This window comes from Corynebacterium sp. HMSC11D10, assembly GCF_001806995.1.
GTDB classification, from domain to species: Bacteria; Actinomycetota; Actinomycetes; order Mycobacteriales; family Mycobacteriaceae; genus Corynebacterium; species Corynebacterium coyleae.
In genome coordinates this window covers 144925-156850 of the sequence record NZ_KV787053.1, presented here as the reverse complement: position 1 = coordinate 156850, position 11926 = coordinate 144925, and the positions used below count along the sequence as shown (strand labels likewise).

Genomic DNA, 11926 nt, shown 5'->3' with positions numbered 1-11926 from the left:
ACAAGGATCCGTGTTGCTTTGACAATGTTTCAGGATCTCGGCGTGCTTCCCCACAAGCCCGATCCATCAGTCGAACGCTTGACTAGAGCGCTCAATGAAGCTTCACGCGAAACGTGTGACAACTATCGACCCGCGAGCCGATAGGAGCACCATACGTCAAGCCAACCGACTTGTATCCCTTTCGTTACATAAAGTTGATCAAGTCAAGTCTTGTCACATGATTCACACGCGCCTCACCTGCATGTATTGACACGCTTATTTGATGTGTGAGTTTGCTCACACCCAAGGTTACCGAACCGTTACTTATACGTTTTGACGTGGGAAAATGGCGAAAAAAGAGCCGCGGAGCAGGTACCCTTTAGCAACCCGAGATACTCCTGACATTAACTCCGTCAAGTCTTGCAACTTGTCTAGCGTGACGGCTTTGGGCGCCGCGCAGCGATCGCGAGGAGGGCAAACGCGACTAGCACCACCCCAACAACTACCGGCCACATTGGAGAGAAGGAACTCGCCTCCCCTGTAAACGCTTTCAGCCCTTCGACATAATCCGCATGCGACATCATCGCGAGCTCCCCCGTCTCTATTTGCGCACGACTCAACTCTTCGCTTACCCCCACTGCGGTGTGGGGTGTGCGGATCAGCACCGTTGAATAATCCGTAGCGTTTGCAATGTCCTGGGCAAGATCTCGGAGCTGGGCAACCTTTTCTGGAGTGCGCTCTAAAACGACTACTGCGGCAGGGTCGATCGAATCCGAATGCGGCGAGCTCAGCACGCCTTCAATGCCATTTCGCAGGTCATCGTTTACCGGATTCTCCGTACCAAAAGCCACGGCAGAGGTTTCAAGCTGGCCGATTAGCTCGTCCAATGTCGTCTCCGGCTCCACGATTACTCCTTCATGTCAAGCTGCTGGGCCGATTCTAATCTGAGTGATTTTGCTGTAGCCGATAAGCAAAATATGAAAACATAACGAACGTACTGTTATCATCAGTACGGATCTATGGCGGGTCGCTTAGTATGGGACTTGACCATAGGGTCATCATCCCTGTTTTTGATTACGACGAGGAATGGAGCTCACCGTGGCAGAAAGCAAGAATTCCTTCGGTGCCAAGAAGACGCTCGAGGTTGGCGGTAAGTCTTACGACTACTTCGCTCTCGATGCTGTTAAAGGCATGGAGAAACTCCCCTACTCCCTTAAGGTGTTGGGCGAGAACCTCCTGCGCACCGAGGACGGCAAGAACGTCACCGAAGACCACATCAAGGCCATTGCAAACTGGGACCCGTCGGCAGAGCCGAGCGTTGAGATCCAGTTCACCCCAGCACGTGTGCTGATGCAGGACTTCACGGGCGTGCCGTGTGTCGTCGACCTTGCCACCATGCGTGAGGCCGTATCGTCGCTCGGCGGCAACCCGGATCAGGTCAACCCCCTGAACCCGGCAGAGATGGTTATTGACCACTCTGTGATCATCGAGGCCTTTGGTTCCACCGACGCCATCGAGAAGAACGTAGAGATTGAGTACCAGCGCAACGAGGAGCGCTACCAGTTCCTGCGCTGGGGTGCAGAGAACTTCTCTAACTTCCGCGTTGTCCCACCGGGAACCGGCATCGTCCACCAGGTCAACATCGAGTACCTCTCCCGCGTTGTCTTTGACAACGACGGCGTTGCATACCCGGACACCTGCATTGGTACCGACTCCCACACCACCATGGAAAACGGCCTGGGCATCCTTGGCTGGGGCGTCGGCGGTATCGAGGCTGAGGCAGCGATGCTTGGCCAGCCGGTCTCCATGCTCATCCCGCGCGTTGTCGGCTTCAAGCTCACCGGCGAGATTCCGACCGGCGTGACCGCAACCGACGTGGTGCTGACCATCACCGAGATGCTGCGTGAGCACGGCGTGGTCCAGAAGTTCGTCGAGTTCTACGGCAACGGTGTCAAGCAGATCCCGCTGGCAAACCGCGCCACCATCGGCAACATGTCCCCAGAGTTCGGCTCCACCTGCGCGATCTTCCCGATCGACGAGGAGACCATCAACTACCTGCACCTGACCGGTCGTAACCAGGAGGACATCGACCGCGTCGAGGCATACGCCAAGGCACAGGGCATGTGGCTTGAGCAGGACGCTGAGGAAGCTGAGTACTCCGAGTACCTCGAGCTCGACCTCTCCACCGTCAAGCCGTCTATCGCTGGCCCGAAGCGCCCGCAGGACCGGATCCTGCTCGCGGAGTCCAAGGAGACCTTCCGCAAGCAGCTGCCGGACTACAACACCGCTGGCGAGGGCACGTCCGAGCCGGTTCGTGCAGCAAAGGTCGACAGCGTCTCCTACAACGAGTCTTGGCCGGCAAACGGCGAGTCCGCTGCTGTGGGTGCTGAGGGCCGCGCTTCCAAGCCGGTCATCGTCGAGTCCCCGCAGGGTGGCGAGTACACCCTCGACCACGGCTTCGTCGCAATTGCTGCAGTCACCTCCTGCACCAACACCTCCAACCCGTCCGTCATGGTTGGCGCTGCCCTGCTCGCACGCAAGGCTGCTGAGAAGGGCCTGAAGGCTAAGCCGTGGGTCAAGACCATCATGGCTCCGGGCTCCCAGGTTGTCGACGGCTACTACGAGCGCGCAGACCTCTGGAAGGACCTCGAGGCTGTTGGCTTCTACCTGTCCGGCTTCGGCTGCGCATCCTGCATCGGCAACTCTGGCCCGCTGCCGGCTGAGGTCTCCGAGGCTGTCAACGAGTTTGACCTCACCGCAACCGCAGTGCTTTCCGGCAACCGCAACTTCGAGGGTCGTATCTCCCCGGACGTGAAGATGAACTACCTCGCGTCCCCGCTCTTGGTCATTGCATACGCAATCGCCGGCACCATGGACTTCGACTTCGAAACCCAGCCGCTCGGCCAGGACGCAGACGGCAACGACGTCTTCCTCAAGGACGTCTGGCCGTCCACCGAGGAGATCGAAGAGACCATCGCTGGCACCATCTCCCGTGAGATGTACGAGGCTGACTACGCCGACGTCTTCAAGGGCGACGCACAGTGGCAGGGTCTCGACATCCCGACCGGCAAGACCTTCGAGTGGAACGAAGACTCCACCTACATCCGCAAGGCACCGTACTTTGACGGCATGCCGGAGGAGCCGGAGGATGTCAAGGACATCGAGGGTGCTCGCGTTCTGGCGAAGCTGGGCGACTCGGTCACCACGGACCACATCTCCCCTGCTTCCTCCATTAAGCCGGGCACCCCGGCTGCGAACTACCTCGATTCCCACGGTGTTGAACGCCAGGACTACAACTCCTTCGGCTCCCGTCGTGGCAACCACGAGGTCATGGTTCGCGGTACCTTCGCAAACATCCGTCTGCGCAACCAGCTGGTTGATGAGCAGGGTGGATTCACCCGCGACTTCACCCAGGAGGGTGCACCGCAGGCATACATCTACGATGCTGCGATGAACTACGCCGAGAAGAACATTCCGCTCGTCGTCCTTGCTGGTAAGGAATACGGCACCGGTTCTTCCCGTGACTGGGCTGCTAAGGGCACCAACCTGCTTGGTGTGAAGGCAGTTATCGCCGAGTCCTTTGAGCGCATCCACCGTTCCAACCTGATCGGTATGGGTGTTCTGCCGCTGCAGTTCCCGGAGGGCCAGTCCCACGAGTCCCTCGGCCTCGACGGCACCGAGACCTTCACCCTGTCCGGTATCACCGACTTCAACAAGGGTGACATCCCGGCAACGGTTCACGTCAAGGCTGAGAAGGACGGCGCTGACGCTGTCGAGTTCGACGCTGTTGTCCGCGTGGACACCCCAGGTGAGGCTGAGTACTACCGCCACGGCGGCATTCTGCAGTACGTGCTTCGCCAGATGGTCAAGAGCTAGTCAGCTCTCCTGACGCCATCGCCGCGAAGGGGCCACCGCACTACGCGGGGCCCCTTCCGCATTTTTACCCCCTAATCCTTTGTTTCCGCACTCCGCTAGTCTTCGACCACTTTTGACCTAGAACTACGCCAAGGAGCACTGACATGCCTATCGTGAGCGAGGCCGAGCTCGCACGCCGCCGTAGCGAGATTATCGATACCGCACGCAAATGCTTCGCCCATTACGGCTACGAGGGCGCCACTGTTGCACGGCTCGAGGAAGCCACCGGTAAAACCCGTGGCGCGATCTTCCATCACTTCGGCGACAAGGAATCACTGTTCCTTGCTATTGCGAAAGCGGACGCGGAGCGCCAGGCACAAGTGGTCAGTGAGCAGGGTTTGGTTGAGGTCATGCGTGGGATGCTCCACGACACTGAAGCAAACGATTGGTTCACCACCCGTGCGGAAATCCTGCGGAGACTGCGAACTGACCCGAAGTTCGAAGCACGCTGGCGGGAACATCAAGAGGTGCTCGACCAGGCGGTGCGCACGCGCTTGGAATCGAACAAGCATATGCGCGACGACGTCCCCGTGGAGGTAGTGCAGACCTACCTGGAGACTGTTCTCGAAGGGTTTATCACCAAACTCGCTGCCGGTGATCCTGTGGAACGCCTCGAATCGATGCTTGACATCGTGGAGCAAGCCGTTCGGCACCCAATGAATCAGGACTAGACCGAGCGGTATAGAGTAGCCGGCATGGCTAAGCTCCTTTTCCTTTCACTTCGCAACGGCGAGATCGGCCCAGATGTCGCGCACGCCGAGTATCACGACACGCTGCGCGCAACTGGCCTGAGCGAATTGGATATGGAGCTTCGCATCATCAATTCGCCTGACCCTGAATTAGGCCCGCTCGACACGGTCAGCGGGATTATCGTCGGCGGATGCTCGCTGAACGTCACCAATGAAGAACGTGGTGCCTGGCACCTGCATATCGACGACGTGCTATCCACCGTGGTTACATCTGGCAAGCCTGTCTTTTTCGTCTGCTTCGGCATCTCCTGGCTCGTCGACCACCTCGGCGGCACCGTTGGGCGCACCTCGCCTGAGCCTTCTGGACCTACCATCGTTGACGTGACAGCCGAAGGAGAACTTGACCCCGTAGTCAGTGGCTCCGGCACGTTTACCGCGCTGACGGGACATACAGAGAACCCTGTAGAGTTGCCCAATTCGTTGACCGTACTCGCTACAGGTCCCTCCTGCCCAGTGCAGATGGTGCGTTACGACGACCACGTGTGGGCCACACAGTTTCACGCCGAAATGGACGCCGACGCCATGCGTACACGTATGGATTTCTTCCACGACTACGGCTACTTCCCTGCCGAGGAGTACGCCCGCATCGTCGCAGATCTGCCCAATCACGACGTCAGCCGGGCAAACCTGCTTCTTCGCAACTTCGCCCGGCTGTGCCGCGAGGACTACTTTTCCCTCGACATTTAAAGTCCTGCGACTGACCCGCTGCCACCCTCAAAGTCCAGCGGGTTACGTGCAAACGGCTCGCCACGGCCAACCGATTCGACGATCACATCTGCTACGAGCTCTCGAGGGGTTTCGGATTCGGTGCCACGTGGTTCGTCGAGAAGCGCGATGCCCTCTGCTGGGTCATCGGTCAGCAGCGTTGGGCCAAGGATCTGGTGTGGCAGGCTCGAATCAAGCAGTCGCCGATCAACGGCCTTCTTTGACTCAACGTAGGCGTACCACGGACCGCCATCATCCTCAGTGGAGGCCTCGGTAGCACCTGCATAGGACACCATGACGAGAAAAGGGGCGAACTCGTCTAGCTCTTCGAGCGCGTCGATCATCGTCATCGCAGCGTCGCGATCCACCGCCCAGGTCCGCTCCGCAGAACCCCCGCCTGCGCCCGCAGACCAGACAACCACATCGAATGGTGTAAGGAGGCGTGCCCATCCCTCCTGGTCGAGAGTGGTGAGATCGCGAACGATGACGGTGGCGCCATCGTCGATAAGCTGCTTGGCGTGGTCAGGATTCCGGACAAGAGCACTAACGTTATGGCCATTGCCCACTAGTTTGGGCACAGTGAAGCGCGAGACGTTACCGCCTGCACCAAGAACGAGGACATGCTGAGTTTTCATAAACCCGACTCTAACGACGATTCTCGATCTATACTTTTCGCATGCATGCAATTATTACAACCACAGGTAAGGATCGCCCGGGCGTGATTGCAGCGGTATCGAAAACCGCAGCCGACCAGGGCCTTAACATCGTAGATGTATCGCAAACCATCATGGATGACTTCTTCACCATGATCATGCGCGTCGAGCTCCCCGAAGGAAATGTTGACATGGGTGTCCTCCAGGACGCCTTCGACGCCTGCGGCAAGCCGCTCGGCATGGTAGTCCGGATCCAATCTGAAGCACTCTTCAGCGCTATCAACGACATCTAAGGGAGTTCCGTGAAACTCGAGTTTTCTGACGCACGATTCCTCGACGTCATCCGGATGATCGAGGACTACCGCCTGGACATCCGCACCGTAACCATGGGCATCTCACTCATCGGTTGCACCCGCGCCACGATGGAGGCCACCGCACAGGCGGTTTACGACCGCGTCACCGAACGCGCCCGCGACCTCGTTCCCGTCTGTGAAGGCATCGAGCGCGAGCTCGGCATCCCGATTGTGAATAAACGCATCTCGGTCTCCCCCGTCGCACTTGTTGCAGCAGGTGTAGAGGGTAGCCCGGTCGAGATTGCGCGAGCTCTCGATCGCGCTGCAGCCGAACTTGGTGTGAACTTTGTCGGTGGCTACTCGGCGCTCGTAGAAAAGGGCGGCACGCGTGCCGACAAGAACCTGATCTACTCCATCCCGGAAGCTCTGGCGGAGACCAACAACGTCTGCAGCTCCGTCAACATCGCATCCTCGCGCGCCGGCATCAACATGAACGCCGTGGCCAAGATGGGCGAGATTGTGAAGGAAGCGGCGGAACTGACCAAGGACCGCTCCTCCATCGCCTGTGCGAAGCTCGTCGTCTTCGCCAACGCGGTCGGCGACAACCCGTTCATGGCCGGCGCATTCCACGGCATCGAAGAGCCAGACACCGTCATCTCTGTCGGCGTGTCGGGCCCAGGTGTCGTTGACAATGCGATCGCTCCGCTCAAGGGCGCGACGCTCAACGAAGTCGCCGAGGAGATCAAGAAGGCCGCGTTCAAGATCACCCGTGCGGGCCAGCTCGTCGGCACTCTTGCTGCTGAGCGCCTCGGCGTCCCGTTTGGCATCGTCGACCTCTCGCTTGCACCGACCGCCGAAATGGGCGACTCCGTCGCACACGTCCTCGAACGCATGGGGCTCGACCAGGTCGGCACCCACGGCACAACCGCAGCGCTAGCCTTGCTTAACGACGCCGTGAAGAAGGGCGGCATGATGGCATGCTCCCGCGTCGGTGGCCTGTCAGGCTCGTTCATCCCGGTCTCCGAGGACAAAGGCATGATCGACGCCGTAAACTCCGGTGCGATCTCCATGGACAAACTCGAGGCAATGACCTCCATCTGCTCCGTCGGCTTCGACATGATCGCAATCCCAGGCGACACTTCTGCCGAACTCATCGCCGGCATGATTGCCGACGAAGCGGCAATCGGTGTCATGAACCATAAGACCACCGCAGCACGCCTGATCCCCGTGCCGGGCACCAAGCCTGGCGACGAAGTCAACTTCGGCGGCCTCCTCGGCTACGCACCGGTCATTCCGGTAAACAAGGTGGGCAACGACGAATTCATCCACCGTGGCGGATTCATCCCCGCACCGGTGCACGGGTTTAGGAACTAATTAGTTCCTCCGACTTCTTGACCCTGACACAGTGTCAGGGTTGAGAATGGTCGTGTGAAGATTTCAGAAGTCGCTGCAGTCGCAGGCTGCTCCGTGCGGGCCGTGCGTCACCTGCATACGAGTGGCGCAGTTCCCGAACCTGCTCGGACCAGTGGTAACTACCGCAACTATTCCGTATCCGATCTCGCGGCGGTCCTTCGTGCGAGAGCACTTATCGACGCCGGAGTTCCCGTTTCCGAAGTCCGAAGCCCGAAGGCTGTTGAGGAATCGCTCGCACTTCTCGACGAGCGCATTGCACAGCTCCAGCGCCAGAAACGGCGCCTTCTCGCTCTGTCTATATCGCCACATGGGACCCCGGACGACATCCGTTTTTCGCTCGGCTCCTTAATCGATGATTCGTCACTTTTGCGGATCGAACTGGATTCATGGGATCTCATGGCCCTTACCGGCGTTGCTACGCCGGACACTTGGGAGCAGCTCCGGAAGAATCTTCAAGATCCCAGCTGTCTCGCCGCAGCTCGAAAGGCTGCGGACCTCTGGCTAAAACTCGGTGAATTGCGGCCTGGAGACCCTTCCGTCGAAGTAATCGTCGATAGGCTGCGCCCGCTGGCGCAAGCCGGACTGATGCGAGACATTTTCCCCACCCTCAGCCCCGGAGACGTGCCACTTGCGTCGTCGGATGTACCTACGAAGGGCGCACAGGGATTAGTGCTTCAAGTGCTGGCAGGTGATCCCCTTGCGTAGCTTCCTCCGCTTGTTCCGAAAACACCCCGGCTTCCGCCTGGCCAAGTATGAACTCGGTCTATACCGAGATCTCTTGCGTTGGATCCGCCGGGAGACACTCATCCCCGAAGAGGCTACGGCGCTGCCCCATCAACCTGGTCGATTGCAATTGCTTGGGATGGTCACAGCGGTGCTTGCCGTCGAGACAGTCGTTGTCCACCTTGTACTGCCTGCAGGGGCCCTTCGTATTGCCGCGTTGCTGGTGTCGCTGTGGGCAGTGGTGTACGTGTGGGGCTTGATCGCCGCGGAGCGAATTCGTCCTAGCTATTACGACGAGAACGTCTTCGTTTTCAGGCGCGGCCGGACACTCTTCGCGGAATTCCCAACGGCTTCGGTGCAAAGCATGTCGGACGAACCTTCTTACTCATCGGCGGTCGAGATCGTCGACGGAGTGCTTACTCTGGGCGGTCCTGCTGGAACAGACACACTCATGCGCCTGAGCGAAGAGGTACGGGCCTACCCCGACCGCTATCCCTGGCAGCGGCCCGACCCCCAAAACATCAGCAAGATCCGCTTTTACCGCGGATCCTCTGCCGTGGGACCTAGCGCTTCTTCCCAATGATGAAGTAGCCGACCCAGCCCAACGTGTTCACCGCACCGATAATCGGAGTCCACAGCCACTTCGGGCCACGAATCCTCTTGGAATTGGTCCGAGCGAGGTCGCGAAGCGCAAAGGCTTTGCCTGCTGTATCGATTGTGGCCAGGACGCCAGCGATTGTCTTCTGATCCGAGGACAAGCTGTTCCATGCGTCCTTGATGGTGTCGATGAACTCATTGCTAATTGCCATGGAGGTGAGTGTAGCCGGTCAGGTGGATCGTCGATAAGTGTACTGCCCTTATCCCATCCATTTTGGATATTGCGTTTATTTAGAGGTTAATGCACAATATAATGAGCAAACACTTGTGCGAATTGCTTTTAGTTGATTACGGTCGCTGGTAACACAATTTCCATACCCCAAGGAGCGCAATAATATTCCCAGAACCGCTGCTACATGTCATAACCGAACGCAATGAATGCGAGCCTGTCGGCGCAACATTTCATCTTCACGGGGATGGATTCGCATTCATACTCGAATCTATTTACGCATATAGGATCGACACAAGAAATCCCACTCGGGGACTCGGAGACATCGCAAATCTTCTCGCCCAATTTCCAGCGCCACTATCCACGCAATATGTGGACACCCCGTACCTCGACGAGCTGTGCGAAGACTACCTCATCCTCGACTACGCCCGACGCGAAGTGACGCTCAGGATCGACAACTATAAGCCGGACCGCTGCACGTTTGATCATGAAAACGTTAAGCCCCTTTACGAATTGGCTCGCGCTAGCAACACGGACATGTACTTGCAGCTACCGCCACTTCTTGAACGCAAAGTCATACGGGTTATCTCAAAGCGCAACGGCGAGTACTGTTCAGGCATGGATATCCTGCTCCCCGCCGGCGGAGACAGGATCCTGACCAATCTGCTTTCACTCCGGGATGAAGGATCCGTTACTGCGGAGATTTTGGCGCAATACCTATTCCACTGGAAGCCACCACACGTCCAGATTCGCCCCTTCCAGGACGCATTGCTTGGCGACGAATACGAGACGGTAGTGAAGCCACACTTCCCGAGCGACTATCCATTCCTCACCATTGATTCGCCGGAAAATTCATTGCGCCTGAGCGATAGTTCCGGCAGGTTGATCATGGTAGTCGACGTCAACGAAGACTCGATGAAGCGCGTACATGAACGGCTGACACAACCACGCCGAGAATCCATCACAGTTGACTTTCTTGCCGACACATCCTGGGCTGACTCCAGCCCTACAACTGTTAAAGGTCCGTTCTAACACTAATTCCGATTGCGTTAAGGGAGAGAAACCATGTCAACGGAGCTTTCGCGCCACGTCGACACCATCTCCCATGCCCTTTTCGCAATCAAGGACCTCTTTCACGACCCAGCAACGCTGCACTTCGACGACATCCACAAAGAGATGGAACGCTTCGAAGCAGCCTTCAACGTAAAGGCAAGCCTCGACGCTTTCTTCGCATTCCTCTGCGAGCGCGATGAAGCTGGCCGCACCGTCGGCGCGAAACATCCGACCCAGTACTTACAGAAGAAGCTTGGCCTTGAGCCCAAGGAGGCCTACGACCGTCTCGCCCGTGGCCGCGACTACTACGGGGAGCCGGCCGTCGAGGAGACCGCAGACGACGCTGCTGATGCTGACCTCTTCGACTCCAACGCAGATTCCACGTCGGACGATGCCGCACAGGCGGCAGCGAAAGCAGCTGCGCAGCAAGCGGCACGCGAACAGGCGCGCCGCGAGCAGGAAACGGCACGCCGAAACGCCGAGCGCGTTAACGCCGAGAAACAGCGCGTGATCCGCCTCGAACTGGATCGCCTCGTTGAGGCTGCTAAAGGTGCTCGTGCTCGCCTCCAGGCTAAGGCGCTCGAGGAGGCTCCGCGCCGTACCGTCAAAGACCTCCGCGCAACCGTACGACGCTGGGTCGAAGAAGCCAACCGCGAACACCTCGACCCGGCGAATCCGAACGCAGGGATGGAAAAGCGCGGACTCCATATCGGGCCGCAGCGTGCCGACGGCACCCACAAGATCACCATCGACGCAACCGCCAGCGACACCGCATTGTTCAAGGCGCTCACCGATAAGGGGCTAGCGCCAAACTCAAACATGCCAAAGGATGTCGACGACTACCGGTCCCCAGCACAACGGGCCTACGACCAGTTCGCAAAAATGCTGAAGCACTACGACACGTGCCAGAAGCCAACGGGTGGCGGCTGCGCATCTGTCGTCGTCTCCGTGACGCTCGACGAGATCGCCGATGCCTCCCCAACCACAAGGTTTCAAACCAATACCGGCATCGACCTCACCGCGTTCGACCTCGTCCGCCTCGGCATGGACGGTACCGCTGACTTCATCCTGACCGTTGATGGCGCCACCGCACTGCCGTTGAACCTCTACCGCACAAACCGCCTTGCATCACTGGCGCAGAGGATCACACTGCTCGCGGTGCAGGGCGTATGTGCCTGGACGGGGTGCACCGCCCCGCTGACCCAGGCCGAGATCCACCACATCACCTCGTGGCTTCGGGGCGGCGATACCAACATCGACAACCTCGCCGCACTTTGTAGAACCCATCACCGATGTAACAACGACTTCAAAGACCACAGAGGCAACACGAGTCACATCGAACGGGACCACGCAACTGGCCGCGTGGGTGTGAAGCAACCCGGATCCACCAAGATTAGGTTCAATCATGCAGATGCGGCAGAAAACTCAGCCGTCAATCGGATCCGTAAACGAAACCACCGACTGAACACAGCCACAGCGAAACCACCACCGCGCGAGCCTGCCGAGCCGCCATCATGGGCTAAACACCAATCCCCTTACCCGCCGTTTTAGGCTGCCACCGGAAACTCGCCTGCCTCGAACGTTGGTGGGCGCTAGCCTGCCCAAGCCCCAATGGCG

Annotated in this window: 12 protein-coding genes; 9 read left to right on the top strand and 3 right to left on the bottom strand. The window is 58.6% G+C overall.

The features are described from left to right. Window positions 1–410: 410 nt before the first annotated feature. The gene (locus HMPREF3120_RS06420; RefSeq protein ID WP_083284809.1) at window positions 411–884 is read right to left on the bottom strand and encodes an Rv1476 family membrane protein; all 474 of its coding nucleotides are present in this window, start codon (window positions 882–884) and stop codon (window positions 411–413) included. Between the two features lie 193 nt (window positions 885–1077). Here HMPREF3120_RS06420 and acnA point away from each other — a divergent pair, with 193 nt between their 5' ends. The 3 genes from acnA to HMPREF3120_RS06405 all read left to right on the top strand — a co-directional run bounded on the left by acnA (window position 1078) and on the right by HMPREF3120_RS06405 (window position 5330). Next, the gene (gene acnA, locus HMPREF3120_RS06415; RefSeq protein WP_210384499.1) at window positions 1078–3855 is read left to right on the top strand and encodes an aconitate hydratase AcnA; all 2778 of its coding nucleotides are present in this window, start codon (window positions 1078–1080) and stop codon (window positions 3853–3855) included. A 143-nt stretch (window positions 3856–3998) separates the two neighbouring features. Continuing rightward, complete coding sequence (locus tag HMPREF3120_RS06410) at window positions 3999–4565, top strand: TetR/AcrR family transcriptional regulator (RefSeq protein ID WP_070451457.1); 567 nt, start codon at window positions 3999–4001, stop codon at window positions 4563–4565. Window positions 4566–4589: 24 nt separating this feature from the next. Next, complete coding sequence (locus HMPREF3120_RS06405) at window positions 4590–5330, top strand: glutamine amidotransferase-related protein (protein WP_070451455.1); 741 nt, start codon at window positions 4590–4592, stop codon at window positions 5328–5330. On the opposite strand, the gene HMPREF3120_RS06400 is transcribed toward HMPREF3120_RS06405, so the two are convergent. Next, the gene (locus HMPREF3120_RS06400; RefSeq protein WP_070451453.1) at window positions 5327–5983 is read right to left on the bottom strand and encodes an NAD(P)H-binding protein; all 657 of its coding nucleotides are present in this window, start codon (window positions 5981–5983) and stop codon (window positions 5327–5329) included. The genes HMPREF3120_RS06405 and HMPREF3120_RS06400 overlap by 4 nt on opposite strands. 41 nt (window positions 5984–6024) lie before the next feature. Between HMPREF3120_RS06400 and HMPREF3120_RS06395 the strand changes: the two genes are divergently transcribed. From HMPREF3120_RS06395 to HMPREF3120_RS06380, 4 genes are read left to right on the top strand one after another with little or no spacing between them, the layout of a single operon-like run. Further along, complete coding sequence (locus HMPREF3120_RS06395; protein WP_070423148.1) at window positions 6025–6294, top strand: ACT domain-containing protein; 270 nt, start codon at window positions 6025–6027, stop codon at window positions 6292–6294. Window positions 6295–6303: 9 nt separating this feature from the next. Beyond that, window positions 6304–7668: a PFL family protein gene (locus HMPREF3120_RS06390; protein WP_083279522.1), complete on the top strand. Its 1365-nt coding sequence runs from the start codon at window positions 6304–6306 to the stop codon at window positions 7666–7668. Window positions 7669–7722: 54 nt separating this feature from the next. Continuing rightward, complete coding sequence (locus HMPREF3120_RS06385) at window positions 7723–8412, top strand: MerR family transcriptional regulator (RefSeq protein ID WP_070451451.1); 690 nt, start codon at window positions 7723–7725, stop codon at window positions 8410–8412. Further along, window positions 8405–9013 (top strand): hypothetical protein, encoded by a 609-nt coding sequence (locus tag HMPREF3120_RS06380; RefSeq protein ID WP_070451449.1) that lies wholly within the window; start codon window positions 8405–8407, stop codon window positions 9011–9013. The genes HMPREF3120_RS06385 and HMPREF3120_RS06380 overlap by 8 nt, the downstream gene beginning before the upstream one ends. Here the strand turns inward: HMPREF3120_RS06380 and HMPREF3120_RS06375 are convergent. Beyond that, window positions 8994–9239, bottom strand: a complete 246-nt coding sequence (locus HMPREF3120_RS06375) for a PLDc N-terminal domain-containing protein (RefSeq protein WP_083284808.1) — start codon at window positions 9237–9239, stop codon at window positions 8994–8996. The genes HMPREF3120_RS06380 and HMPREF3120_RS06375 overlap by 20 nt on opposite strands. 389 nt (window positions 9240–9628) lie before the next feature. Between HMPREF3120_RS06375 and HMPREF3120_RS06370 the strand changes: the two genes are divergently transcribed. After that, window positions 9629–10288 carry a hypothetical protein gene (locus HMPREF3120_RS06370; protein WP_070451447.1) on the top strand — a complete coding sequence of 220 codons (660 nt, stop codon included), beginning with the start codon at window positions 9629–9631 and terminating at the stop codon, window positions 10286–10288. 33 nt (window positions 10289–10321) lie between these two features. Continuing rightward, window positions 10322–11860: an HNH endonuclease signature motif containing protein gene (locus HMPREF3120_RS06365; protein WP_070451445.1), complete on the top strand. Its 1539-nt coding sequence runs from the start codon at window positions 10322–10324 to the stop codon at window positions 11858–11860. The last annotated feature ends 66 nt before the right edge of the window (window positions 11861–11926 follow it).